This is a genomic window from Arthrobacter sp. UYEF20, assembly GCF_040546335.1.
Classification (GTDB): Bacteria; Actinomycetota; Actinomycetes; order Actinomycetales; family Micrococcaceae; genus Arthrobacter.
In genome coordinates this window covers 1-25,924 of the sequence record NZ_JBEPNP010000012.1, presented here as the reverse complement: position 1 = coordinate 25,924, position 25,924 = coordinate 1, and the positions used below count along the sequence as shown (strand labels likewise).

Here is a 25,924-nt window from a genome sequence, read left to right as displayed (position 1 = left end):
CCCCACAGGGCAGAATTGATCCTATGTATCTGCTGCTCGCCGCCCACGCTGACGGCGCAGCCCTCCAGGAACTCACCGCCGGCGGCGCCCCGCACCCGGCCACCCCCGAACCGAGGGTGATCAGCGCCGCCGAACTGGCCGGCGTCGTGCTCCGGCTTGAGAAGCAGCGACCGCGCTGGATCTGGCACCGCACACAGGACTGGTACCCCACCCTGCTGGCCGCCGGGGTGGAACTGGAACGCTGCTACGACCTCACGCTCTGCGGCGCGATCCTGGCCCACTCGGAATTCACCGCACATACTCCCTATGCCAGGAACGCGGAGAAGCTGACCCAGGACGATGACCTGCAGCAGCCGCCGCGAGCACTCCAGCCGCCTCCTCCGCCAGCGGACCAGGGTGCACTGTTCGACGATCCAGGACTTCGCCGGACGCCGCGGCACACCCCCGGGGACCTCCGCGAAGAGTATGCCGCGCAGCAGGAGGCGCTCAGCCAGGCCGGAGCGGCAAACCAGCCCGACAACCGCAGGCAGCGCCTCCAGCTCCTTCTGGCGGCTGAGTCCGCGGGGGCCATGATCGCCGCGGAAATGCAGCACACCGGCGTACCCTGGCGGGAGGAGCTGCATGAGCAGATCCTCGCGGGCCACCTCGGGCCGCGTCCTCCGCACGGCCACCGGCCGGCCAAACTCGAGGCCCTCACCACGGCGCTGCGCCAGCTGCTGCTTGCTCCTGCGCTCAACCCGGATTCACCGCAGGAGCTCATGCGGGCCCTGCACCGGAACGGGATCGAGGTGAAGACGACCCGCCAGTGGGAGCTGAAGGAATCCACGCACCCGGCAATCGAGCCGCTCCTGGAGTACAAGAAACTCTCCCGGCTCCATGCAGCCAACGGCTGGGCCTGGCTCGATGCCTGGGTCAAGGACGGCCGTTTCCAGCCGGAGTACGTTGTCGGCGGGGTGGTCTCGGGACGCTGGGCCTCCCGCGGCGGCGGCGCGCTGCAGATCCCGCGGCAGATCCGAGGCGCCGTGCATGCCGATCCTGGCCACAAGCTGATCGTCGCAGACGCCTCCCAGCTCGAACCGCGGGTGCTCGTGGCGCTCGCCCAGGACTCAAAGATGGCCGAGGCCGCGCGGGACAAGGACCTCTACGCCGGCATCGCGGCGCAGGGGTTCGGCGGCGACCGGGCCCAGGCCAAGGTGGCGCTCCTGGGCGCCATCTACGGAGCCACGACCGGCGAGTCCGGCCGCCTCATGCCGCAGCTTGCCCGCACCTACCCCCGCGCGGTCGGATTCGTGGAACAAGCGGCCCGTGAGGGCGAAGCCGGGAAGACCGTCACGTCCCGGCTGGGCCGCAGCAGCCCGCCGCCGTCGGAGGGCTGGCTGCGGAGCCAGCAGTCCGCCACCGCCGAAGAACAGCGCCGGGCCGATTCGGCGGCCCGTTCGCGGGGGCGGTTCACCCGGAACTTCGTGGTGCAGGGCTCCGCCGCGGACTGGGCGGCCTGCTGGCTGGCCGAATTACGACGGCGGCTCCGGGCCATGCGCGCGGCCGGCGTCCCGGCCGGGGAACTGGTTTTCTTCCTGCATGACGAAGTCATGGTCCACTGCCCGGAGAAAGCCGTAGCGGATTGCATCCTGGCGATCGAGGAAGCCGCGAATGCCGCCAAGGAGTTGCTCTTCGGCCGGATCCCGGTGGAATTCCCGGTGAGCGTGGCCGTCGTGGACTCGTATGACAAGGCCAAGTAGGTGGCAGGCGGCACCAGAAGTAACCTACCCGCCGGTAGCTTTGTGCATTGTCCGGACCCCGGTTACGCTCGAAAATGGCGGCATCCATTTTGAGTGTTCCGCCGGCTGGTGCAACGAGGCATGGATTTGGGGAGGCAGCAGATTGGCTGGCATTTTTGAGATCGCCGAAGCTGGAGAGAAAGAGTACTTCTTCAAACTGACCGCACCGGATGGAACGGTTGTCGCCGTTTCGCCAATGTTCAACTCCATCAAGGGCGCTGCGGCAGGCATCACAGCCGTGCGCGAGAACGCCGCCACCGGACTGGTGGTCGACAAGTCCCGGAAGTCGCCGTCATCCGGGAAGGCCGCCGCCAGGCCGGCCACGCGGACACAGCGCTAAAAAAGCACCACGCTAGAGGGACCGTTCCGGCCGGTTCAGACGTCGATCCCGTAGAGCCGTGAGTGGTCCCAGGGAACCGCCCAGCCCAGCTGCTCGAACAGCTGGTTGAGGATCATCCCGGTGAAGCCCCACACCACCACGCCATTGACGGTGAACGCCGGGCTTTGGAAGGTCTGGCCGGCACGGCTGACGGTCGCCATCACCCGGTTGTCCGGGTCAAGCAGGTCCCGGACGGGCACCCGGAAGACCTGGGAGGACTCGCCGTAGTCCACCACCCGCACGGGTGATTGCGCGGCCCACCAGCCCAGGACGGGTGTCACCAGGAAGTTGCCGCGGGGCAGTGACAGCTCCGGCATGACGCCGAGTACCTCGACACCGGCGGGATCCAGCCCCGTTTCCTCCTCCGCCTCGCGCAGGGCGGCGTCGATCACGGCTTCACCGGGGTCGATGCCGCCGCCGGGAAAGGCGACTTGTCCGGGATGGTCGTCCAGAGTCTGGGCACGCTGCAGCAGCAGGACGTCCAGATCTGCCGGAGCCAGCAGCTTGACGGAGGCTGCGGGGACACGATCGAGGGCGCCAAACAGCATGAGCACGGCGGCCCTGCGGATGCGCTCCCCCGGTTCCACGGTGAGTTCGCGCCAGCGCGGGTCCGGTGCAGGCGCCGTGCCCGCCTCAACCGCCGCCACCAGATCGATGAGGTCCTGACGTGCGGTCACCGGGGCTTCCTCTGGGATTCCATCCTGATGTCCGCAGCCCGGTGCGTCTCGGCAAGGAGCTTCGCCAGCAGCTCTTCCTGCCCCGGCGCCAGCTCGTACTTCAGAAGCTTCTTCGCCTTCTCCGGGTCGGTCTCGCCCATCCCGTAGCTGGGGCACCAGTTGGCCACCGAGCAGGCCCCGCAGGCCGGCTTGCGCGAATGGCAGACCCGCCGCCCGTGGAACACCACCCGGTGCGAGAGCATGGTCCAATCCTTGGGCTCGAACAGTTCAGCGACGTCGGACTCGATCTGCACCGGATCATCGGACTCCGTCCAGTCGAAGCGCCGGGCCAGCCGGCCGAAATGAGTGTCCACCGTGATGCCGGGAATGCCGAAGGCGTTCCCCAGGACAACGTTGGCGGTCTTGCGGCCGACGCCGGGCAGCGTCACCAGATCATCGAGCCGTCCCGGCACCTCGCCGTCGTACTCGTCCACCAGCCGGTTGCACAGGGCCAGCAGGTTGCGGGCCTTCGCGCGGAAGAACCCGGTGGGTCTGATGATGGCTTCCAGTTCGGCGGGATCCGCCTCGGACATGCTCCGCGCGTCGGGGTAGCGGGCGAACAGCAGCTGCGTGATCTGGTTGACCAGCACGTCCGTCGTCTGCGCCGAAAGCACGGTGGCCACTACGAGCTCGAACGGATTGCGGAAATCCAGTTCTGCGTGCGCGTACGGATACTGCTCCGCCAGCGCTCGGTTGATCCGTCGCGCACGCCGCTTGAGTCCCAGCAAGGATTCGCCGGCCGCCTTCGGGCGTGCTGCCTTCGGGCGTGCTGCCTTCGGGGTGGCTGCCTTGGCGCTGGCAGGCCTGGCGCTGGCAGGCTTGGCGCTGGCGGGCTGGGAACCCTCGGAATCGTTGGCCACCGGCGTCGGGCTAGCCGCGCTCGATATTGCTGAGGTCGCGCAGCACGCCCACCCGGCCATCGGTGTGCTGGACCAGGAACTCGTGGCCCCGGTCCTCGAGGGCAAGGACCCAGCCGCCGGGTTCAATAACGAACGCCGGTGCACCGGTGTGTTCATCGACGGCGGTGCGCGGCTGGGCGACGGCGAACCAGAATGCCTCGTGGACGGGCTGGGCCTGTCGCTGCTCGGGCCGGCTGGCCGGATCGACGGTGGCCCCGATCGGTTCCTGCGAGCGCACCTGCGGATTGACAGTGGTGGGAGCGCCGGTACCGGTGCTCGCCGGCACGTCCGCTACGCGTGTTTGTTCGGCATCCGCGGCTGCTGCTGAATTCGCGGCAGGCGTTACGACGCCGGAAACCTGCGTCGGCTCAGCGGCGGACGGGGCGGACGGCCCTGATGCAGCGGACGGCGCGGACGGTACCACGCCGGAGACCTGGGTTGCCGGGGCAGCAGCGGCCTGGGCGGGAGCCGAACCCTGGGCAGCAGCGGCCTGGGTGACGGCAGCCGGGGGCGCGGCCGGGCCGGCAGAAGGCGTGGCGGCAGCCGTGCCTGCAGAAGGGCCGGCGGCGGCCGCGCCGGCAGAAGGCGTGGCGGCAGAAGGCGTGGCGGCAGCCGTGCCTGGAACGGCGTCGCTCGAAGCGGGGCCGGGGGGCTCCTGGCCGCGCGGGGCGGCCTCCGGGGCTGCTGCCTGGCCGCGAGGTGTCATGCGCTTGGCCCAGCCTGCGACCGCGCCCGTCGCGCTTTCCTTGTGCTCCTTGGGCTCCTTGGCTTCCTTGGGCTCCTTGGGTGTCTTCGGGGCACGGGGTTTCCGGACCGGGACCGCGGCTTGGCGTGCCACCACGTGCGCCGGGGCGTCGTTGCGGTCCAGGAAGTCACCGGCGAAATACGGGACCAGGCGGGCGAGGACGGTGGCGGCAAAGAGTCCCAGGGCACCGACAAGGGCCAGCAGCATGCTCGGGACGTAGGCGCCCGCCACGGCAAGGAAGAAGAAGGCGACGGCGAAGGACGCCACCACGGAGGCGAACTGGTCCACGGACAAGGAACCGATCCAGATCCGGGTTCCGGGGCTGACGCGGCGCGCCACAAACAGTGCGCTCACGATCAGCGGCAGCAGGATCCCGAGGCCCAGGAAGAAGAGACTCCCCAGGTTCCACAGGTTGTAGCTGACGGCGAACATCGGAATCAGCGAGGCGATGAAGAGAACCAGCGTGGAGCCGAAAACAGTGAGATCCCGGATGGTGAAAGGTCCGAGGACGGCCTCGTTCTTCTTGCCGGTTTTGCCGTTCGCCTTGTCCACCGTGAAACGGGGCGCATCTTCGAAGCCGGCCGGATGGGCCGGGCCGCCGTTTGCCCTGTCCTGGGAAGGCGCGTGGAGCTGCCCGTTGGCTTGCTCGTTCATTCTGTTCTCCTTAGCATGGCGTCACCCTGGACGGTGCCGCCGAACGGCAGGCTGATACCAGACCGCGCGCGGTCCTGTCGCCTCCATCGGATGTCACAACTCCATCTCAGCCTAGCCAAGTGCTTGTCCGATCACTAGCAGGCAAGCCGTGGGCGGGAGCGGGAAAACAGCGTCGTTCTTCGGATCAGCCGGTGTCCGCGGCTGGGACGAGCGCCCCGCTGCAGCTGACCGGGTCTTTCCAAATCCCGGCCGGCACGGCGAGATGGCGGTTCCCGCCGTCTGGGCTTTGCTGATGCAGCGCCGCCTCCGCCCCCGTGTTGGGGCAGAAGCAGCCGCTCGGCGCTTAACAAACACCGCTCGCGGCTCACATTGTGACGGGGCGCACCAACTGTCGTACCCAAGTATTAGTGTTTACTGCGGAACAGCTCTTTGCGGTACGCCCGTGATCGGCCGCTGCCCGCCGTCGCGTTTGCGGCCCCGGAGCGGGGGAGGTCCGGGCGCCCCGCGCAGCACGGATCGATGAATGATGAGGTTCACCATGTCCCAGCAGACACCCGGCGCCACGACCACGCACGTCCCCGGCACCACGCCTTCCGCCACCGCGGCCCACCAGGGCGACGCGTTCGAAAACCTGTCGCATGAGGACCGCAAGTTCGCCCCCTCGGCCGAGTTCGCCCGCAACGCCGTGGTCACCGCCGCCGACTACGCAGAAGCCGACGCCGACCGCCCGGCTTTCTGGGCAAAGCAGGCCCGCGAGCTGTTGAGCTGGAGCAAGGACTTCAACCAGACGCTGGACTGGTCCACGCCGCCGTTCGCCAAATGGTTCGTCGGCGGCGAGGTCAACGCCGCGTACAACGCCCTGGACCGCCACGTGGAAAACGGCCACGGCGACAGGGTCGCGATCTACTTCGAGGGCGAACCGGGCGATACCCGCACCTATACGTACGCCCAGCTCACCGAAGAAGTCAAGAAGGCCGCCAACGCCTTCGAGTCCCTCGGCGTGGCCAAGGGCGACCGGGTCGCGGTCTACCTCCCCATGATTCCCGAGGCCGTCATCACACTGCTGGCGTGCGCCCGGATCGGCGCCATCCACTCGGTGGTCTTTGGCGGCTTCTCCGCCGAAGCGCTCCGCTCCCGGATCGACGACGCCGAGGCCAAGCTCGTGGTCACCGCCGACGGCACCTACCGCCGCGGCAAGCCCAGCGCGCTGAAGCCCGCCGTTGATGAGGCCTTGTCCCACGAGGGAAATGCTGACGGGCACACCGTCCAGAACGTCGTGGTGGTCAAGCGCAACGGCCAGCACGTGGACTGGCATGAGGGCCGTGACCACTGGTGGGCGGACACGGTCGGGGTGGCCTCCCCCGAGCACACCGCCGTCGGGCACGACGCCGAGCACCCGCTGTTCATTCTCTACACCTCCGGCACCACCGGTAAGCCCAAGGGCATCCTGCACAGCACCGGCGGTTACCTCACCCAGGGCGCCTACACGCACAAGGCGGTCTTCGACCTGCACCCGGAGACGGACGTCTACTGGTGCACCGCCGACGTCGGCTGGATCACCGGGCACTCCTATGTCGCCTATGCCCCGCTCATCAACGGAGCCACCCAGGTCATGTACGAGGGCACCCCGGACTTCCCGCATCAGGGCCGCTGGTGGGAGATCGTCGAGAAGTACAAGGTGTCCATCCTGTACACCGCTCCGACCGCCATCCGCACCTTCATGAAGTGGGGCAAGGAGATCCCGGCCCGGTTCGACCTCTCCTCGATCCGCGTCCTGGGCTCGGTCGGCGAACCCATCAACCCGGAAGCCTGGATGTGGTACCGCGAGGTCATCGGAGCCAACGGGGGCAAGAACGGCGAACGGAAAGAAACCCCGGCCCCGATCGTGGACACCTGGTGGCAGACCGAAACCGGGGCGCAGATGATCGCACCGCTTCCCGGTGTGACGGCCACCAAGCCCGGCTCGGCCCAGGTCCCGCTCCCCGGCATCGCCGTGGACGTCGTGGACGAGCTCGGCGAGTCGGTGCCCAACGGCTCCGGCGGCTACCTCGTGATCCGCGAACCGTGGCCGGCCATGCTGCGCGGCATCTGGGGCGACCCGGAGCGGTTCAAGGAGACCTACTGGTCCCGCTTCGAGAGCATCTACTTCGCCGGCGACGGCGCCAAGAAGGACGAGGACGGCGACATCTGGCTGCTCGGCCGGGTGGATGACGTGATGAACATTTCCGGCCACCGGCTCTCCACTGCTGAGATCGAGTCCGCGCTGGTCAGCCACCCTGCGGTGGCGGAGGCCGCCGTCGTCGGGGCTGCGGACGAGACCACCGGCCAGGCCGTCGTCGCGTTCGTGATCCTTCGCGGGGATGCCGTGGACACCGGCGACGCGATCGTCCAGGAGCTCCGCAACCACGTGGGCAAGGAAATCGGCCCGATCGCCAAGCCCAAGACCATCCTCGTGGTGCCGGAACTGCCCAAGACCCGCTCCGGCAAGATCATGCGCCGCCTGCTCAAGGACGTCGCGGAAGGCCGCGAGGTGGGCGATGCGAGCACCCTGGCGGACAACACGGTCATGGCCCAGATCGCAAGCTCGCTGCGGAAGTAAGTACGCGGTTCGGACTGCGGCGCCGCCCACTCCAGGAAAGTCGGCGCCGCCGTCTTGACCGGTTAGCGGGAGTCGACCAGGACAGCTTCGAAGCTCGAGGCGTCAGGGGTGCTGAACTTCGCGTTGACCAGGGCCAGGGTGTCACCGAAGAGGGCCGCCGTCGTCGGGACGTCGAAATGCTTGCTGGTGATGACCTGCCGCACCTCACCGGAGCCGAGACCGTGGTTGAGGCGGATGCGGCTGACCTGGTTGCTGAAGTTCTGCACCGCCCACAGCGTGCCGTCCCGGACGATGATGCCGTCCACGTTGGGAACGCTCACGCCCGCGATGGATGCGCTCGCCCCGGTTTCCGGATCCACCGTGTACAGGGCGCCACGGGCGGAGTTGGCGACGATCAGCGCGTCTCCGTCCCGGACCGAGGCGATGCCGTTGAGGTTGAACCCTTTTTCAAGTTCCGTAGCCGGTCCCTTCAGAGCCAGGGTCCGCGAAGAGCCCGGGACGCCATGGCGATTGACTGGCACGAAGTACAGCTCGCCGGCCTGTGAGTTGGTGAACCAGGCTCCGTCCCCGGTGAGGGTGACGTCGTTGATGAAGCTCGCGCCGGCCGCGGCCAGCTGGTAGGTGGCTTCGGTTTTCTTCGTCTCGATGTTGTAGACGTAGGCCTGGCCGGTGGCGCCTCCGGCGACGAAGAGGAGGTCGTTGTGCTCATCGACCTTCATGCCGAGGGCCGCCCGGCCCGCGGGGGCGGTGAGGAAAAGTTTCGCTTTCCCGCTGCCGATGTCGCCGCGGTAGATGTTCCCGTTGAGCCGGTCGCCGGCGAAGAACGTGGCGCCCTCCCCCGCCGCGATGCCTTCCGCTCCGGTGGCACCGGGAAGGGTGATCACGGCCGGGCGGTCCCCGGCGTCGGACTGGCCCGCGGACTGGCTCGCCGCTGCCGTGGGCGCCGCGACGAAGACGGCCGCCAAGGCCAGCAGCCCCGCCGCTGCCTGGCGGATGGAAATCCGTGGATGAATGTTGCGCATGATGACGCTCCCAGATCGGGCTTTCCGCGCGAACTGGCCGGTACGGGAGCTCCGCACGATGGTCCTCTTAGTCTAGGCAGGGCCGCCGGTGCGGGCCAGAGCCGGGAGGAATCCGGGGCGCTCTGCGATACATTGGCAGGCATGAGTGAAGCCACCCCCGCCGGCCGCGGCACCGTCATGGTCCTCAACGGACCCAATCTGAACCTGCTCGGCACCCGCGAACCCGAGAAATACGGCACGGCCACGCTGGCCGACGTCGAACAGCTCGCCAAGGACACCGGCGCGGCGCACGGCCTGGACGTCGAGTGCTTCCAGTCCAACCACGAGGGTGCCCTCGTGGATGCCATCCACGCTGCCCGGGGCAGGGCGATCGGCATCGTCATCAACGCCGGCGCCTACACGCACACCTCGGTTGCAATCCGGGACGCCATCTCGGCGGTGCAGCTGCCCGCCGTCGAAGTCCACATCACCAACGTCCACGCCCGGGAGGAGTTCCGGCACCATTCGTACCTCTCGGACGTCAGCAATGCCGTGATTGCCGGGGCCGGGATCCTTGGCTACCGCTTCGCAGTGGAATACCTCGCCGGGCTGCACGCCGGCCAGGGACCGGTTCCGTAGCACCGTGGCCGGCCTGGCCAGGGAGCGGGGCTGCCATTGGCTGTCCAACGAGGGCCACACCGTGATCATCCAGCGGACGGCTCCAACGTGGTGCCGGAAATGGACGACGGCCGGCTTCAGGGCCGTTCCTGCTGCTGCACGACGGAGTTCCCGTGGCCATCGCCGGCCGCACGGCCAGAGCCTGGAATGGCTGCAGCCGGCTACTTCCTGATGCACTGCCCCGCTGAGACGGGGCTGTCGAGCCCGGGCGCCTGGGCGGCGACCGGGCCCAGATCGGTCATCGTGATCGCGAACCCGAGCGAGGGTTCGGTCGTGGCCTTGGCGAAGACCACCCCGGCCACCTGCCCGTCAGTGCTCAGCAAGGGACCACCGGAATTGCCCGGCTGCACGTCTCCGGCCAGGCGGTACACGTCTTCAGGGGCCGGGTTGTTGCCGTAGATGTCAGGGACGAGCACGGTGGCGATGTCCTGCACCGTCGCCGGCTTGGACTGGAACGGTCCGCCGTGCGGATAGCCGGCGAATGCCGCCGGGCTGCCGGCGGGAAGGCCGGAACTGAGCGGCAGCGGCGCGGAGCGCAACCCGTCCACGGCCAGGACGGCGAGGTCGTGCTGGCTGTCGAAGTACACGACGCGACCAGGCAAGGCGCCGCCGCCCGGGATGTCAACCACCGGCTCCGGAACACCAGCCACCACGTGAGCGTTCGTGACTACGCGGCCCGGTGAGACCACAAAGCCGGTTCCCGTCTGGTTCTGTCCGCACTGGTAGGCGGTTCCGGCGATCTTCAGCACGGAGGCCGCGGCCCGGTTCAGCGCGGGCGTGTCCGTACTGGCGTCGGGAACGGCCACGGGCTGTCCCTGGCCGATGCCCTCGAAGAGGGTCGGGATCCCCTCGCCGATCACGGCGGACCGCAGCTGGGCCATCGATGCCTTGAGCGGGGTGGGCGTCATGCCGTCGATGAACCGGATCACCTTGGACTCGGCGAGCTGCTGGGACACGAAGGGGACACCGAGCGCGCCGATACTGAACGCGAGCATGGACAGGACCAAGGCGGACACCACCACATTCACGCCGCCGCCGGCCAGCCGGTCAACGGTCCGTAGTGGGCTGATCCTCACGACGCTGCGGATGCTCCGCCCGATCGCGGTGCCGAGCCCGTGGCCAAGAACGATCAGCAGCACGGCAGCGGCGATGATCGCCGTCAGCCGCCAGCCGCTGTCCTCCACCAGGCCGCTGACAATTGGGACGGACACGAACGCGGCCACCGCCCCCGCGGCGAACCCTGCGATGCCGCCGACTGTCACCAGGAACCCGTTGCGCAGGCCATGGATCAGGTAGGAGAGCAGCATCACAATCAACACGAGATCCAAGATGGTCAAGCCGAACACCGATGCTCCTTATAGGCAGGTAAGCCCCAATTCTACCGGCGGTGGCTGACAGTTTGCCGTGCACCCCGGCCCACCGGATGCGCACAGCGGCCCCGTTTGGCGCGTTTCGGTGCCAAGTACGTCACAGAGACGCCAAAATTCTGAAACAATGGCTCAAGCGCCCCAGCCGACACAGTTAGTCAGGAGATTTCATGGACATCGAGGTATTGCGCCGCGCACCCCTTTTCGCCACGCTCGACGACGAGGCGTTCCGTCTGTTGACGGACGAGCTCACCGAGGTGGATCTCTCACGCGGAGCCTCGGTATTCCGGGAAGGCGACCAGGGTGACCAGCTGTACTTCATCGTGTCCGGCAAGGTGAAGCTGGGCCGCACCTCCCCCGACGGCCGCGAGTCGCTGCTCGCCATCCTCGGCCCGGGCGAGCTGTTCGGCGAAATGGCGCTGTTCGATCCGAGCCCCCGCACTGCCACAGCTACGGCTGTTTCGGAAACGCGGCTGGCCGGGCTGAAGAACGAGAGCCTCAACGCCCTGCTGCGTACGCGCCCGGAAGTTTCCGCACAGCTGCTGCAGGCGCTGGCCCGCCGGCTGCGCCGCACCAACGATTCTCTGTCCGACCTCGTGTTCTCCGACGTCCCCGGCCGCGTTGCCAAGGCCCTGCTGGACCTCGCCGACCGCTTCGGCCGCCCCGCAACCGACGGCGTCCTGGTGGCCCATGAGCTGACCCAGGAAGAACTGGCCCAGCTGGTGGGCGCATCCCGAGAGACAGTCAACAAGGCACTCGCCGAGTTCGTCCAGCGCGGCTGGCTGCGCCTCGAAGCCCGCGCCGTCGTCATCCTCGACATGCAGCGCCTCCGCCAGCGCTCCCGCTGACAGTATTCAGCGTCACACGAAGGCCGGCCCCGTATAGACGGAGCCGGCCTTCGGCGTTTAAGCCCCCGTTTAGCCCACCCCGCGGGACCGCCCAGTCCTGGCGACCGGGCCGGCGGGACATGCCCAGTGCTGGCGGCGAGGAGTGGACATAATGCCACTATGTCCACCGGTCAGCGGAAGGGCAGCGCATGTCCCTCAGACGGCAAGATGAGCGGAGGGCATGTCCAGTGGTGGGGTCGAAGATGGGGCATGCTCGCGGACCGGGGCCCGGCTGAGGACACAGAGCGGGTCACCATAGGGCACAGCGCCCGTCAGCGTTCGGCAAGGAGCCTGGTCAGCGTTCCCGTTGCGGCTCGCCGGCGACGGTTTTCGCGGCCTCCACCTCGAGCATGAGCCGGCCGTCTTCTTCCTCGACGAGCTTGGGCTGGTAGACGTGGGCCTTGCGCTTGTAGCTCAGGTACGCGATGCAGCCGTTGGCGGCGGCCATCTTCTCCATCATGATCTCGGAGCCGGGCACCAGGAGCTGGCCCAGGGGCAGCCCGACGGTGTTCTCCTGGCCCACCTCGTCGCCGAGTACCGTCGTGTCCCGCTCGATCATGGCATTGCGGACGCAGACCCACCGGCCCCACACGCCCTTGCTGGCCAGCAGTGAGGGCTGCTGGTTCACGGGCACGGTGGCCGCGAAATAGCGCGTGTTGAAGCGGCGGTGCGCGAAGTCGGGGCTGAGCCAGTTGACCAGCGGCTTCAGCAGGTCGGTCCGCACCGAGAGCCCGCGTTTGGCGAGGACATCCGTGAACGACTTTTCCTGTGCAGCCACGGCTTCGCGGGCACGCATCCACTCGGCGGTTGAGGTCGCCTCCACGGTGGCGGACAGGTCCGGCCCGGCCAGCAGGATGCCGGCCTCCTCGAACAGCTCGCGGATGGCGCCCACCACGTGGCGGCGCGCCAGCCCGACGTCGGCCGTGCCCATCTGCTCGGCCCAATGCTGGGGCGAGGGGCCCAGCCAGCCGACGGCGTCGTCGTCGGACGCGTCCAGTGAGCCTCCCGGGAAGGCCAGCACGCCCAGCGGCGAAGATCCCGGCCGGTAACCCAGCCAGGTCTCCAGGCCGGTCGGCGAATCACGCAGCAGGACCACGGAGGACGCGAAGCGGGCGGCGCGGGGCGTCCTCTCGCCGTGTTCAATCCAGCTGCGGGCCGCCCCCTCAAGATCCGGGGGAAGAACGAACAGGCGTCGGGCTAACTGAGGCACGGGAAGTGACCGGCCCTCTAGGCGAATTCGGCGATCAGTTCGACTTCAACGGGAGAGTCGAGCGGCAGGACAGATACGCCGACGGCCGAACGTGCGTGCTGGCCGGCGTCCCCGAGGACCTTGCCCAGCAGCTCGGAGGCACCGTTGATGACGCCGGGCTGGCCGGTGAAGGACGGATCGGACGAGACGAAGCCGACCACCTTGACGATCCGCGTGATGCGGTCGAGGTCTCCGATGACGCTCTTCACCGCGGCCAGCGCGTTCACGGCACACACGGCCGCGTAGTCCTTCGCCGCTTCCGGGGAAACGGTGGGCTCGTCGGAGGTACCCTCCGTGCCGGCGGAGACCTTGCCGGTGGCCTCGAGCTTGCCGTTGATGAACGGCAGCTGGCCGGAGGTGTAGACGTGGTTGCCGGAAATGACGGCCGGGACGTAGGCGGCCACCGGGGCGGCGACCTCCGGCAGGGTCAGGCCGAGCTCGGCGAGGCGCTGTTCGACGGCGGACGACGCGCCCGTGTTTGCGGTGTTGCTGTCGCTGTTGCTGTCCGTGTTTTCGGCGCGTTCCGGTGCCCCCGGAGTGGCGGCTGCTGGGGTGCTCATGGCTACTGCTTCTCCCTCTTCAGGTAGGCAACCAAGCCGTTTCCGTCAGGGCCGGGAACAACTTGGACAAGCTCCCAGCCGTCCTCGCCCCACTGGTCCAGGATCTGCTTTGTGGCGTGGATGATCAGCGGAATCGTGGCGTACTCCCATTTCGTCATGAACGTAAGCCTAGTCGTTGCCGGTAAAGTGGAAAACATGGCGACTGGTAAGAACCCTTTATTCGACACGGCCACCACCCTCGGAAAGATCTTTCTTTTCCTGGGCGTGAGCGCCCTTTGTGGTGTCCTGGTGGCGGGGCTGCTGGTCCCGGCGGCTGCTGTTTCCGGCAGTGCAGCCAGCGGGTCGATCAAATTCTTTGACACCCTCCCGGCCGAGCTCAAGGTGGATCCGCCCAGCCAGTCGACCACGATCCTGGCCTCGGACGGCAGCGTGATCGCCAACCTCTACGATGAAAACCGCACCAAGGTGTCACTGGACCAGATGTCCCCGTACATCAAGGACGCGGTCATCGCGATCGAGGACAGCCGCTTCTACGAGCACGGCGGCGTGGACACCACCGGCATCCTGCGCGCCCTCGTCAGCACCGCCCGCGGCAACAAACAGGGCGCCTCGACCATCACGCAGCAGTACGTCAACAACGTCATCAACTCCTCCCTCGAGGCCGAGGGCAAGAGCGACCAGGTGCTCCTGAACGGCGTCAACAAGGGCGTTGGGGACAAGCTCCGCGAGATGAAGCTCGCCATCGCACTGGAGAAGACGTTCACCAAGGAACAGATCCTTGAGGGCTACCTGAATATCGTGTTCTTCAACCGGGACGCCTACGGCATCGAAGCCGCGTCCAGTTTATTTTTCAGCACCACGGCCAAGGACCTCACCCTTCCGCAGGCCGCGCTGCTGGCCGGCGTCGTGAACAGCCCGTCCTACTTTGACCCCGTCACCAACCCGGAGAACGCCAAGAACCGGCGAGACCTCGTGCTCCATGCCATGCTGAGCCAGGGCAAGATCCAGCAGGCCGACTATGACGCCGCCGTCGCGACGCCGGTGGAAACCAAAGTCACTCAGCCGCGCCAGGGCTGCGCCTACTCGACGACGGCACCGTACTTCTGCGACTACGCGCTGCACCTGCTCCTGAATAACCCGGCCTACGGCGCCGACGCCAAAGAGCGCGAGCGGAAGATTTTCCGCGGCGGCCTGACCATCAAGACCACGCTCGATCCCAATGCCCAGGCCGTGGCCCAGACCCAGGTCGACGCTTCCGCCGGCGCCAACCCGGACAAGTGGGGCGCCTCGCTGGTGTCCGTGCAGCCGGGCTCGGGCAAGATCGTCTCCATGGCCCAGAACACGCAATGGCTGGAAGCCGAAGGAAAGTTCAACAACGTCATCAACTTCAACGTTGATTCCAAGGACGCCCAGGGCGGAGACCTCAACGGCCTGGGCGGTTTCCAGCCGGGCTCCACGATGAAGCCCTTCACCTTCGCGGAGTGGCTCAATGAGGGCAAGTCCATGAACACCGTCCTCAACGGTGCCGTGCGGCGGTACCCCTTGAACTACCGGTGGCGGAACACCTGCCCTACCCCCAAGGACGGTGCCTACAACACCGCCGAGAAGGGCCTGGGTGCGGCCGATGACCTGCAGAACGCCGAGGAGGGCTACTACAAGAACATGTCCGTCCTGGACGGCCTGGCGAACTCCATCAACACCATGACGTTCGCCACCGCGGCCCAGGTGGACCTCTGCGGCATCCAGAAGGTCGTCGACGCCGTGGGCATCCACGCGGGGCAGACCAACGAACCGGTCCCCATGACCAGGCTCTCCAACCTGATCGGCGCCACCCAGACGTCGCCGCTGACCATGGCCAGCGCGTTTGCCACCTTCGCCAACGACGGCAAGTACTGCGAACCGATCGCCATCGAGTCGGTGACGGACCAGAGCGGCGCCCAGCTTCCTGCCCAGGCCACGAACTGCCGGGACGCGATCAACCCGGAGGTGGCCCGCGGCGTGAGCTACGCCCTCCAGGAAGTCCTTAACCGGGGCTCCGGCTCCCTGATCCAGCCGCGGATTTCCACCCGGACCACGTTCCCCATCGCGGCCAAGACCGGCACCAACGACCCCAACAACTCCACCTGGGTGGTCGGTTACACCAGCGGCCTGGCGACGGCGTCCTGGTTCGGCGATGCCCTCGGCGCCCAGGACCGGTTCGGGCGTAACATCACGATCAACGGCAAGTTCTACAAGGGCATCGACGGTTACATGATCGCGGGGCCGCAGTTCTCGAACTACATGGCCCAGGTGGCGCCGGCCTACGGCACCAACCCGTTCCCCGCCCCGCCGTCCAACCTGGTCACCGGTCCCGCGCCGATCGTGCGCCCGACGACGCCGCCGACCAAGGAAGACGAGCCGTCGCCCACCGACAAACCGAAGCCATCACCGAGCCCCAGCGACAAGAAGAAGTAGTCGGTGGCCGGGGAAACCACGCTGGCAGGCCGCGTCCGAGGTATCGGGCGCGGCTTTGCCGTCACCGCGGCGGTCGGCGCAGCGACCGGGGCGGCCGCCGTCGGCTACGGGCTGTGGGAGAAGAACCAGTTTGTCCTGCGCGAAGAATCCCTGGCCATCCTGCCGCCGGGCCACGGCCCGCTCCGGGTGCTGCACCTCAGCGACATCCACTTCGTACCCGGCCAGCACCGGAAGGCCGGATGGCTCGCCTCGCTGGCGGAGCTGCAGCCCGATCTCGTCGTGAACACCGGGGACAACCTCAGTCATGTCAAGGCGGTGGAACCCCTGCTGCAGGCAATGGGGCCCCTGATGGAGTTCCCGGGCGTCTTCGTGCCCGGTTCCAACGACTACTTCGGCCCGCAGCTCAGGAATCCCGCCACCTACCTGCGCGGGCCGTCCGGCGAGCGCCAGAACCCGGTCGAGCTGGACTGGCCGCGGCTACGCGCCGGCTTCGGGATGGGCGGCTGGGTGGACCTCACCAACCGGTCCCAGTCACTTGTCATCAAGGGCCTGCGCGTTGATTTCTCCGGCGTCGACGATCCGCACCTGGGCCTGGAGCGCTACGCGGGCTGGCCGCGCGGCACCAAGGGCCAGGACGCGTCAGCGCACCTGCGGGTCGCCGTCGCGCATGCCCCCTACCAGCGGGTGCTGGACCACTTCACGGCGGACGGGGCGGACCTGCTGCTCGCAGGGCACACCCACGGCGGCCAGATCTGCATCCCGGGCTACGGCGCCCTCGTCGCCAACTGCGACCTCCCCACGTGGCGCGCCAAGGGACTCAACGATTGGGAAAGCAACGGACGCACGACGCCGGTGAACGTCTCCGGCGGGATCGGCACCTCCCGCTTCGCCCCGGTCCGCATCGCCTGCAGACCCGAGGCCGTGCTGCTCACCCTGACCTCGCGTTCCTGAGCCCACCGCGGGACATGCCCTCCCCTGGGGTCCACGGATGGACATAGCGGGCCTATGCCCACTCCCCGCCGCCAGGAGGGGACATGTACCACGGACGGACGGGTCTATGCCCACTCCCCGCCACCAGGACGGGGCATGTCCCACTGGGGCAGCCGCGCCGGGCGGCCATTGCGGAATGTAATTACCAGGCGAGATCCTGAAGCTGTCCAATTTCATGTGAACCCGGTCACCCGATGGCCTAAGGTAGTTGCTACAGGAAACTACATCCTGTTGCGTTAGATACTTCGCAGGCGCGTTTTAAGAAGCAGGCATGGCCAAGCAGACTCCCTTTTTCTCCTCCATCAGCCGTCTCTATCCCCACGTCAGGCCGATTTTGCCGCGGCTCGTCATGGGCCTGCTCTGCGCGCTGCTGGCCAGCGTGGTGGCGCTGACCATACCCCAGGTGCTGCGGGTCCTGGTCAATGAATCCCTCCGCCCGGGCGGGAATGCGGACGCGGTCTGGATCGCCTCACTCGTGATCCTGGGCCTGGGCGTGGCCGAAGCGGGCCTCGTGGCCCTGCGGCGGCAGTTCGTCATCAACCCCGCCACCACCGTCGAGACCCGGATGCGGGTGTCGCTGTACGGCCACCTGCAGGACCTCACGGTGACCTTCCATGACCGCTGGGGTTCCGGACAGCTACTCTCCCGCGCCATGACCGACCTGAACTTCCTGCGGCGCTGGATGGCCTTCGGCGCGATCATGCTCGTGGTCACCACCCTGACCGTGGTGATCGGCGTCGTCGTGATGTTCTCCATGAGCTGGCAGCTGGCCCTGATCTTCCTCGCCGCCGCGGTGCCGATCATGATCTACGGCTTCCGCTTCCGCACCCGCTTCAGCAAGGTGGCGCGCCGCAGCCAGGACCAGGCCGGCGATCTCGCCACCACGGTGGAGGAATCCGTCCACGGCATCCGCGTGCTCAAGGCCTTCGGCCGCAGCCGGGAGGCGCTGGAGAACTTCAACGAACAGGCCGAGGAACTCCGCCAGACCGAGATCGCCAAGGCCAAGCATCTGGCCGCCTTCAGCCTGGTGGTGACGCTGCTGCCCGAGCTGGCCCTCGGCGCAGGTCTCGTCGCCGGCATCCTGCTGGCCTCCACCGGCGAACTGAGCATCGGCGCCCTCGTGGCCTTCTTCGCCACCGCGGCCGTGATCGCGGCCCCGGTCGAGTTCTGCGGCATGCTGCTGGCCATGGCACTCACGGCCAAGACGGCGGTGGACCGCCACTTCGAGGTGATGGACTCGGCCAACACCATCACCAGCCCGGAGGACCCGCGCCGCCCCGCCGAGCTCAACGGCGCCCTCAGCTTCCACCACGCCACGTTCGCCTTCGAGGACGCCCCGGACAAGCCGATCCTGAAGGACATCAGCCTGGAGATCAAACCGGGCGAGACCATGGCCCTGGTCGGCATCACGGGAAGCGGCAAAAGCGCCCTGCTCCAGCTGGTGCCAAGGCTCTACGACGTCACGGACGGCTCCATCACGATCGACGGCGTGGACCTGCGCGAGTTCAGCGTCGAGGAACTGCGGACCGTCGTCGCCGTGGCCTTCGAGGACACCACCCTGTTCTCCAGCTCCGTGCGGGACAACGTGCTGCTCGGCGTCCCCGGCACCAGTTCGGCGGAGCGCCGCGAGGAAGCCCGCGAGGAAGCCCTGGCGGAGGCGCTCGACGTCGCCCAGGCCCACTTCGCGTACTCCCTGCCGGAGGGGCTCGACACCCTGATCGGCGACGAAGGGCTCAGCCTCTCCGGCGGCCAGCGGCAGCGCATCGCCCTGGCCCGGGCCATCGCCGCGAGGCCCAGGGTGCTGGTCCTCGACGATCCCCTCTCGGCCCTGGACGTGAATACGGAGAAACTCGTCGAGCACCGGCTGCGGGAGGTCCTCGCGGACACCACCACGCTGGTCGTCGCGCACCGCCCGTCCACCGTGGTGCTGGCGGACCGGGTGGCGCTGCTGGAGGACGGCCGCATCACCGCCGTCGGCACCCACGCCGAGCTGCTGGCGCAGAACAGCCACTACCGCTACGTGATCGCCAGCCTGGACCCGGAACCGCGGGACCTCGACTCCGAACTGCAGGACTCCGAACTGTCAGCCCTCGAGGCCGAGGAGATTTCCCGATGAGCAGCGCAACCTTCGGCACCGCCAACGAGGACAACGCGCACCTGTCCAGGAGCGAGAGCAAGACCGTCCAGCGCCGTTCCCTGGCCCTGCTGGGCTCCCTGATCCGCCCGGTCCGCCGCCGGTTCTGGCTGACCATCGCCGCGGTGGTGCTCTCCCAGGCCGCGCGCGTGGCCGGACCGGCACTGATCGCCTTCGGCATCGACCGCGCCCTGCCGGCCCTGCGCGGCGGCGACAACCTCCCGCTGGTGCTCACGGGCGCCGCCTACCTCGCCGCCGCCGTCGCGACGGCGGGCCTCACCGCCCTGTACGTCACCTCGACGGCGAAACTCAGCCAGGCGATGCTGCTGGACCTCCGGGTCCGGGTCTTCCGGCACACCCAGCGGCTGAGTCTGGAATTCCACGAAAAATACACCTCCGGCCGGATCATCGCCCGGCAGACCTCGGATCTGGAGGCGCTGCGCGAGCTCCTGGACTCCGGCGTCAGCTCGCTCGCGTCCGGGATGCTGTTCATGGTGTTCACGGCCGCCACCATCTTCGCGCTCGACTGGCGCAGCGGGCTGCTGGTGCTGGCCGCCGGCGTGCCGATGTACTTCCTGGCCCGCTGGTACCAGAAGCACTCCCAGATCGCCTTCCGCGAATCGCGCGTGGTCTCGGCCCGGCTGATCGTCCACTTCGTCGAGACCATGACGGGGATCCGCGCGGTCAAGGCCTTCCGCAAGGAACGCGAAAACTCCGCACGCTACACCGAGCTCTCCGAGGACTACCGCAAGGTCACCGTCCGGTCGATCAACCTCAACGGCATCTTCCAGCCCGGCCTGGTGCTGATCGGGAACGTCTGCGTCGCCGTCGTGCTGCTCTCCGGGGGCTTCCGGGTGCTCGGCGGCGAGCTCGCCGTCGGCGTGCTGCTGGCCCTGATCCTGTCCACCAAGCGCTTCTTCCAGCCGGTGGACCAGATGGCGATGTTCTACAACTCCTTCCAGAGCGCCCAGGCGGCCCTTGAAAAGGTCTCCGGGCTGCTCGAGGAGGTCCCCACCGTCCGGCCGCCCAGGGACCCGGTGGCCCTGCACGACGCGAAGGGCACGATCGATTTCCGCGGGGTCGAATTCCGTTACGGGGACGGCCCGGTGATCATCCCGACGATGGACCTGCACATCCCCGCCGGACAGACCGTGGCCCTGGTGGGCCAGACCGGCGCCGGGAAATCCACGCTGGCCAAGCTGATTGCCCGCTTTTACGACGTCTCCTCCGGCTCCCTCACGCTCGACGGCGTGGACCTGCGCCGGCTCACGACGGCGGATCTGCGGCGGAACGTTGTCATGGTCACCCAGGAGGCCTTCCTGTTCAGCGGATCGGTGGCGGACAACATCGCCCTGGGCCGGCCCGGGGCCTCCCGGCAGGAGATCGAGGACGCGGCCCGGGCCGTGGGCGCCCACGGCTTCATCCAGGACCTCCCGGAGGGCTATGACACCGATGTCAACAAGCGCGGCGGCCGCGTCTCGGCCGGGCAGCGGCAGCTGATCAGCTTCGCCCGGGCCTTCCTGGCGCGCCCGGCGGTGCTGATCCTTGACGAGGCGACGTCTTCGCTCGACATCCCGTCCGAGCGGCTCGTGCAGACCGGCCTTGCGGGCCTGCTGCGGGGCACCGGCAGCGACGCCGGGAGGACGGCGCTGATCATCGCGCACCGCCTGTCCACGGTGGAGACCGCTGACCGGGTCCTGGTGGTCCACGACGGCCGGGTGGTCGAGGACGGGACCCCGGAGGAACTGATCGGCGGCGGCGGGCGCTTCGCGCAGCTGCACGGGGCGTGGAAAGACTCGCTGGTCTGAGCCGCCTGGTGTGCCGCGGCCGGGCCCGGCGCCGGGGCGTTCCGCGGGCCGGGCGTCCGGCCGATTTCGCATCCGGGGCTCCAATCGGATACTCTTGTGAAGTTGCTTTTGTAGCAGCGGATCGGGATGTGGCGCAGCTTGGTAGCGCGCGTCGTTCGGGACGACGAGGTCGCAGGTTCAAATCCTGTCATCCCGACCAATCAAGAAGAGGGTCTTCCATTCGGAGGGCCCTCTTCTTTGCGTGCCGATGTGGGGACGGGGGCGGGGCGGTCCCCAACCAAAGAAACAGCCCCGGGACATGGTTCCGCATGTCCCGGGGCTGTGACGCCTAGCTGTGGAAGTTACATTGGGTCGGGCCAGTTGCCGACGTTGGTGGCGTTGGACATCGGATCCGGCCAGTTGCCTACCGCCTGGGGGGCGCGCATCGGATCCGGCCAGTTACCGACCCTCGTGATACCGGCGTTGTCGGCGATGGAAGCAGCGGACAGAACGGCCGGAGCCGCAGCAGAGAAAGCCAGGGCGCCCGCCAGAACGGCGCCGGCTGCAATCTTCTTCAACATAGAGTTCCTCAATATGGGTCGGAATCCTTTACCAAGTCAGCACTACCCTTGTTGACATCCATTGTAAAATGTTTTCCACAGGGTCTGTCAAGCATTTAGTACATAGAATGTCCGGAATTAGGAGGTCTCCGTGGGGAACGGATTTGGGGAGAAGCTCCGCGCGGAACGGCTGGAACGTGGCCTGACCCAGGCGGAACTGGGCCGGGACCTGTACTCGCCCAGCTACATCTCGCTGCTGGAAACCGGACGCCGCGAACCCACCGCAGAGGTCATCGAGGAGCTGGCCCGCCGGCTCGAACTCGCGCCCAAGGCACTGGAGGCCTGGAGCCATCCCGTGTCCGTCAGCGACGCCGAGTACGTGCTCGCCGGCCTATACGCCCGGCAGGCCTGGGACCTCCGGGACTACCCGCTGGCGGCCACGCACGCGGCGAACGCCGCCCAGATCGCCCAGGCAGCCAAAAACACCAGCGCGTGGTGGAACATGACCTACATGCAGGCCGAATGCCTGATCAAGCAGGGCCTGTGGCAGGAGTGCAAGAACGTGGTCCAGCACCTGCTGGACCACCCCCTTGCCGCGGAATCGGCGGGCCTTGGCGTCAGGGCGCAGCAGATGCTCGCCGCCGCCTCGCAGGGGCAAGGTCAGCTGACGGCCGCCGTCGGGCATGCGCAGGAAGCGGTGCGGCTCTGCGCCCAGCTGCCCCAGGGCTCGACCATGATCATCGGCGCCCTGCGTGCGCTCATTGGCGCGCTGGCCGAGAGCGGACGGCTGGATGAGGCGTGGGGGTACTGCCAGGCCATGAACGAGCAGATGGACGACCAGTCGATGACGCAGCTCGCCGGCGAAGTCGCCTGGGTCATCGGGAACGTCGCCTTCATGCGCCACGACTATCCCGAGGGCATCAAGTACCACGAGCGTGCCGCGAAGCTGCTCTCCCCCGCCAATGACATTGATCTCTGGGCCAGGTTCAATAAGGCCTCCGCCGCCGTCCGGCTGTCCTCGGGGATCGTGGAGCCGGAGACCCTGTCCTCGATCGAACGGGCCGAACTGGCGCTCTCGATCGTGGGCGGCAACAAGACGGACCAGCTTGAGGTCGCTTTCATCCGCGCCCGCTGGCTCTACCTGACCGGCGACATCGTTGCCGCCGTGCAGAAACTGCGGGAGATCCATGCCGAGCGCGAGGCACTGGCCCGGCACACCGCGGGGGAGGTGTCGCTGCTGCTCGGAAAGGCGCTCAAGGCCGCCGGCGAAGCGTCCGAGGCCCTCGTCTACCTCGAGGAGTCCCAGAAGGAGTTCAGCGCCGCCGGCGCCTCCGACCGGGTCCAGCAGGCCATGGACGCCGTGCTGGAAATCCGGCTGGCGCAGCGCCGCGCGGAGGCCGCCGCCTCGGCGGAAGCCTAGCCGGGCGTCCGGCCGGCCGGGGTTGCGTCCCGGCCTGCGGGCTTCCGTCCGGCCGGCTAGGCGAAGGTCCGGCCGGTGAGCTTTTCGTACGCCTCCACGTAGCGGCTGCGGGTCCGGGCGACCACGTCGGCCGGCAGCGCGGGCGGCACCGCATCGGAGGCCTTGTCCCAGCCCGAATCGGGCGAGGTCAGCCAGTCCCGGACGTACTGCTTGTCATAGGAGGGCTGCGCACTGCCGGGTTCATACGAGCCGGCATCCCAGAACCGGGAGGAGTCCGGAGTGAGCACCTCATCGCCCAGGGTGATGACGCCGTTGGCGACGTCGAAGCCGAACTCCACTTTGGTGTCGGCCAGGATGATGCCGCGGCCGCGGGCGATTTCCTCGGCCTTCGTGTAGATCTCCAGGGTGAGTTCGCGCAGCCGGGCGGCGATGTCCTCGCCCACCATGCCGACGACGGCGTCATAGGTGATGTTTTCGTCGTGCTCGCCCACCTCGGCTTTCGCCGAGGGGGTGAAGATCGCCCCGGCGAGCCGGGACCCGTCCACCAGGCCGTCCGGCAGCGGGATGCTGCACACGGTGCCGGACTGCCGGTATTCGGCCAGGCCGGAACCGGTGAGGTAGCCGCGGGCGATGCATTCGACCGGGAACATGTCCAGCTTCTTGCAGATCATCGCGCGGCCCTCCACCGCGGCGGGAACCCCGCCGTCGACCGTGGACGCAAGCACATGGTGCTCCACGCCCAGCTGCTCGAACCACCAGAGGCTGAGCTGGGTGAGGATGCGGCCCTTGTCCGGGATTTCGCTGGCCAGGACGTGGTCGTAGGCGCTGATCCGGTCGCTTGCCACCACCAGGACGCACTCGTGGCCCATCCGCTCGGTAATGCTCTCATCCACCGGAAGGTACAGGTCACGGACCTTGCCCGAATACACGTGCGTCCAGCCCGGCAGGTCCAGGGTCGCGGTGTCCAGGCCGCCCCTCGGCGCGGACGGGGTGGGTTCAGTGGCTTCCGGGAGGGAGGAGTCGGGCGTGGTCATGCTCAGGCCTTCGCTTTCGTGGCCGCCGGGGCGCCGGGCGTCGCGACCTTGATCTCGCCGCGGGCGGCCTTGCCGCCGATGTCGGTGCGGAACTGGCTGCCCTCCAGTTGGACCAGCTCGACGCCGTCGTACGCCCGTTCCCGGGCCTCGACGAGATCGGTTCCCAGCGCCACCACGGCGAGCACGCGCCCGCCGGCGGACACCACCTTGCCCTCGGCGTCGAGCCTGGTGCCGGCATGGATGACGTGGACGCCCTCGATCTTCTCGACTTTCTTGAGCCCGCGGATCCGGTCCCCTGTGCGCGGCGTTCCTGGGTAGTTTTCGGCGGCGACGACGACGGCGACGGCCGACTCCTTGGACCAGCGCAGCGGCTGGACCTTGTCCAGTTCGCCCCTGGCGGCCGCCATCAACAGGCCGCCGAGAGGCGTCTTGAGCCGGGCCAGGACTGCCTGGGTTTCCGGGTCGCCGAAGCGGACGTTGAATTCGATGACGCGGGTTCCGCGCGAGGTCAGTGCCAGGCCGACGAAGAGCACGCCGACGAACGGCGTGCCGCGGTGGGCCATCTGGTTGACCGTGGGCTGGGCGACGCGGTCGAGGACTTCCTGGACGAGGCCTTCGGGGGCCCATTCCAGCGGGGTGTAGGCACCCATGCCGCCGGTGTTCGGGCCTTCATCGTTGTCGAAGATGCGCTTGAAGTCCTGGGCCGGGGAGAGAGCCACGGTGTTGCGGCCGTCGCAGAGCACGAATACGGAGACCTCGGGGCCGTCGAGGAATTCCTCGATCACCACGGTGCCGCCGGCGTCGAAGCAGCTCTGGGCGTGCGCCAGGGCCTCGTCGCGGTTGTTCGTGACGACGACGCCCTTGCCGGCGGCCAGGCCGTCGTCCTTCACCACATAGGGCGCCCCGAAAATGTCGAGCGCGTCGGCGGCCTCCTCGGCGTTGCCGGCCACCCGCGCCATCGCGGTGGGGACCCCCGCCTCGGCCATGACTTCCTTGGCGAAGGCCTTCGAGGCCTCGAGCTGGGCTGCTGCCTTGCCGGGACCGAACACCGGGATGCCGGCGGCGCGGACGGCGTCGGACACGCCGGAGGCGAGGGGCGCCTCGGGACCCACCACCACCAGATCGACCGTCAGCTTCGTGGCCAGGGCCGCGACGGCGTCGGGGTCGTTCGCGTCGATCGCGTGTGTGGGGACCAGCTTGCTGATGCCGGCGTTGCCCGGGGCCGCGTGGACCTCGGAAACGTTGGGGTCTGCGAGCAAGGATCGGACAATGGCGTGTTCGCGGCCGCCGGGGCCGATGACAAGTACCTTCACAGTCCCCAAGCGTACTTTGTGGACCGGGCAGGCTCCTAAGCTGTGTCTGCCACTGGACATGCCCCGTCTTCAGCGCCTGCGAATGCGGGACATGCCCAGCGCGGGACATGCCCAGTCCTGCCCGCGGGCACTGGACATAATGCCACAATGTCCATCCCTGCAGGCGAGGGATGGGCATGTCCCGCGGGGCGGGGACAATCCGCGGGAACTGGACATGCCCACTCTTCAACGCCCACGAACGCGGGACATGCCCAGTCCTGCCCGCGGGCACTGGACATAATGCCACCATGTCCATCCCTGCAGGCGAGGGATGGACATGTCCCGTGGGGCACGGACAATCCGCGGGGCCCGCCCAGTCCAAACGCCCGCGAACGCGGGACATGCCCAGCGCGGGCCGCGGGCACTGGACATAAGCCAACATGTCCGTCCCTGCGCCCGAGGGGAGGGCATGTCCCGTGGGTCAGGGACTATCCGCGGGGCCCGCCCAGTCCAAACGCCCTGCGAACGCGGGACATGCCCAGTCCGGGCCGCGGGCACTGGACATAATGCCACCATGTCCATCCAAACGCCCGAGGGATGGGCATGTCCCGTGGGTCAGGGACTATCCGCGGGGCCCGCCCAGTCTAAACGCCCTGCGAACGCGGGACATGCCCAGTCCGGGCCGCGGGCACTGGACATAATGCCACCATGTCCATCCAAACGCCCGAGGGATGGGCATGT

At 68.1% G+C, this 25,924-nt stretch carries 21 protein-coding genes and 1 tRNA gene; 11 read left to right on the top strand and 11 right to left on the bottom strand.

What is annotated here, in order from left to right; genetic code table 11:
- Nucleotides 1–23: 23 nt before the first annotated feature.
- On the top strand, nt 24–1,739 hold the full coding sequence (locus ABIB26_RS14170) for a bifunctional 3'-5' exonuclease/DNA polymerase (RefSeq protein WP_354244199.1): 1,716 nt from the start codon (nt 24–26) through the stop codon (nt 1,737–1,739).
- A 142-nt stretch (nt 1,740–1,881) separates the two neighbouring features.
- A complete protein-coding gene (locus tag ABIB26_RS14165; RefSeq protein WP_354244196.1) occupies nt 1,882–2,118 on the top strand; it encodes a YegP family protein in 237 nt (78 codons plus the stop codon).
- A gap of 35 nt (nt 2,119–2,153) precedes the next feature.
- Here the strand turns inward: ABIB26_RS14165 and ABIB26_RS14160 are convergent, their stop codons facing one another.
- The 3 genes from ABIB26_RS14160 to ABIB26_RS14150 form a co-directional block, all read right to left on the bottom strand.
- Nucleotides 2,154–2,834: an NUDIX hydrolase gene (locus ABIB26_RS14160; RefSeq protein WP_354244193.1), complete on the bottom strand. Its 681-nt coding sequence runs from the start codon at nt 2,832–2,834 to the stop codon at nt 2,154–2,156.
- Complete coding sequence (gene nth, locus ABIB26_RS14155) at nt 2,831–3,601, bottom strand: endonuclease III (RefSeq protein WP_354244475.1); 771 nt, start codon at nt 3,599–3,601, stop codon at nt 2,831–2,833. The genes ABIB26_RS14160 and nth overlap by 4 nt, the downstream gene beginning before the upstream one ends.
- Nucleotides 3,602–3,743: 142 nt before the next feature.
- Complete coding sequence (locus tag ABIB26_RS14150) at nt 3,744–5,171, bottom strand: hypothetical protein (protein ID WP_354244190.1); 1,428 nt, start codon at nt 5,169–5,171, stop codon at nt 3,744–3,746.
- Nucleotides 5,172–5,709: 538 nt separating this feature from the next.
- On the opposite strand from ABIB26_RS14150, the gene acs reads away from it, so the two are divergent.
- Nucleotides 5,710–7,770: an acetate--CoA ligase gene (gene acs / locus ABIB26_RS14145; RefSeq protein ID WP_354244187.1), complete on the top strand. Its 2,061-nt coding sequence runs from the start codon at nt 5,710–5,712 to the stop codon at nt 7,768–7,770.
- A 62-nt stretch (nt 7,771–7,832) separates the two neighbouring features.
- Here acs and ABIB26_RS14140 read toward each other — a convergent pair whose 3' ends face one another.
- On the bottom strand, nt 7,833–8,792 hold the full coding sequence (locus ABIB26_RS14140) for an SMP-30/gluconolactonase/LRE family protein (RefSeq protein WP_354244184.1): 960 nt from the start codon (nt 8,790–8,792) through the stop codon (nt 7,833–7,835).
- 141 nt (nt 8,793–8,933) lie between these two features.
- Between ABIB26_RS14140 and aroQ the strand changes: the two genes are divergently transcribed.
- The gene (aroQ, locus tag ABIB26_RS14135) at nt 8,934–9,410 is read left to right on the top strand and encodes a type II 3-dehydroquinate dehydratase (RefSeq protein WP_354244181.1); all 477 of its coding nucleotides are present in this window, start codon (nt 8,934–8,936) and stop codon (nt 9,408–9,410) included.
- Nucleotides 9,411–9,610: 200 nt separating this feature from the next.
- On the opposite strand, the gene ABIB26_RS14130 is transcribed toward aroQ, so the two are convergent.
- A complete protein-coding gene (locus tag ABIB26_RS14130) occupies nt 9,611–10,795 on the bottom strand; it encodes a MarP family serine protease (RefSeq protein ID WP_354244178.1) in 1,185 nt (394 codons plus the stop codon).
- A gap of 191 nt (nt 10,796–10,986) precedes the next feature.
- Here ABIB26_RS14130 and ABIB26_RS14125 point away from each other — a divergent pair, with 191 nt between their 5' ends.
- Nucleotides 10,987–11,664 (top strand): Crp/Fnr family transcriptional regulator, encoded by a 678-nt coding sequence (locus tag ABIB26_RS14125; RefSeq protein ID WP_011693220.1) that lies wholly within the window; start codon nt 10,987–10,989, stop codon nt 11,662–11,664.
- 334 nt (nt 11,665–11,998) lie between these two features.
- On the opposite strand, the gene ABIB26_RS14120 is transcribed toward ABIB26_RS14125, so the two are convergent.
- The 3 genes from ABIB26_RS14120 to sp36 are packed head-to-tail and all read right to left on the bottom strand — an operon-like array spanning nt 11,999 to nt 13,670.
- Nucleotides 11,999–12,913 (bottom strand): NUDIX hydrolase, encoded by a 915-nt coding sequence (locus ABIB26_RS14120; RefSeq protein ID WP_354244175.1) that lies wholly within the window; start codon nt 12,911–12,913, stop codon nt 11,999–12,001.
- Between the two features lie 17 nt (nt 12,914–12,930).
- Nucleotides 12,931–13,512 carry a RidA family protein gene (locus ABIB26_RS14115; protein WP_354244173.1) on the bottom strand — a complete coding sequence of 194 codons (582 nt, stop codon included), beginning with the start codon at nt 13,510–13,512 and terminating at the stop codon, nt 12,931–12,933.
- A 2-nt stretch (nt 13,513–13,514) separates the two neighbouring features.
- The gene (gene sp36 / locus ABIB26_RS14110) at nt 13,515–13,670 is read right to left on the bottom strand and encodes a Sp36 family protein (protein WP_009359196.1); all 156 of its coding nucleotides are present in this window, start codon (nt 13,668–13,670) and stop codon (nt 13,515–13,517) included.
- 37 nt (nt 13,671–13,707) lie between these two features.
- Between sp36 and ABIB26_RS14105 the strand changes: the two genes are divergently transcribed.
- The 5 genes from ABIB26_RS14105 to ABIB26_RS14085 all read left to right on the top strand — a co-directional run bounded on the left by ABIB26_RS14105 (nt 13,708) and on the right by ABIB26_RS14085 (nt 21,097).
- Complete coding sequence (locus tag ABIB26_RS14105; protein WP_354244170.1) at nt 13,708–15,966, top strand: transglycosylase domain-containing protein; 2,259 nt, start codon at nt 13,708–13,710, stop codon at nt 15,964–15,966.
- Between the two features lie 3 nt (nt 15,967–15,969).
- Nucleotides 15,970–16,917: a metallophosphoesterase gene (locus ABIB26_RS14100; RefSeq protein ID WP_354244167.1), complete on the top strand. Its 948-nt coding sequence runs from the start codon at nt 15,970–15,972 to the stop codon at nt 16,915–16,917.
- Between the two features lie 310 nt (nt 16,918–17,227).
- Complete coding sequence (locus ABIB26_RS14095; RefSeq protein ID WP_354244164.1) at nt 17,228–19,072, top strand: ABC transporter ATP-binding protein; 1,845 nt, start codon at nt 17,228–17,230, stop codon at nt 19,070–19,072.
- A complete protein-coding gene (locus ABIB26_RS14090; protein WP_354244162.1) occupies nt 19,069–20,898 on the top strand; it encodes an ABC transporter ATP-binding protein in 1,830 nt (609 codons plus the stop codon). The genes ABIB26_RS14095 and ABIB26_RS14090 overlap by 4 nt, the downstream gene beginning before the upstream one ends.
- 122 nt (nt 20,899–21,020) lie before the next feature.
- Nucleotides 21,021–21,097, top strand: a tRNA-Pro gene (locus tag ABIB26_RS14085).
- 142 nt (nt 21,098–21,239) lie between these two features.
- Here the strand turns inward: ABIB26_RS14085 and ABIB26_RS14080 are convergent.
- The gene (locus ABIB26_RS14080; protein ID WP_354244159.1) at nt 21,240–21,458 is read right to left on the bottom strand and encodes a hypothetical protein; all 219 of its coding nucleotides are present in this window, start codon (nt 21,456–21,458) and stop codon (nt 21,240–21,242) included.
- 130 nt (nt 21,459–21,588) lie between these two features.
- Here ABIB26_RS14080 and ABIB26_RS14075 point away from each other — a divergent pair, with 130 nt between their 5' ends.
- Nucleotides 21,589–22,857, top strand: coding sequence for a helix-turn-helix domain-containing protein (locus ABIB26_RS14075; protein ID WP_354244156.1), 1,269 nt, complete (start codon nt 21,589–21,591; stop codon nt 22,855–22,857).
- Nucleotides 22,858–22,913: 56 nt separating this feature from the next.
- Here ABIB26_RS14075 and ABIB26_RS14070 read toward each other — a convergent pair whose 3' ends face one another.
- Both ABIB26_RS14070 and purD read right to left on the bottom strand, forming a co-directional pair.
- Nucleotides 22,914–23,891 carry a phosphoribosylaminoimidazolesuccinocarboxamide synthase gene (locus tag ABIB26_RS14070; RefSeq protein ID WP_354244154.1) on the bottom strand — a complete coding sequence of 326 codons (978 nt, stop codon included), beginning with the start codon at nt 23,889–23,891 and terminating at the stop codon, nt 22,914–22,916.
- A gap of 2 nt (nt 23,892–23,893) precedes the next feature.
- Nucleotides 23,894–25,204, bottom strand: coding sequence for a phosphoribosylamine--glycine ligase (purD, locus tag ABIB26_RS14065; RefSeq protein ID WP_354244152.1), 1,311 nt, complete (start codon nt 25,202–25,204; stop codon nt 23,894–23,896).
- Between the last annotated feature and the right edge of the window lie 720 nt (nt 25,205–25,924).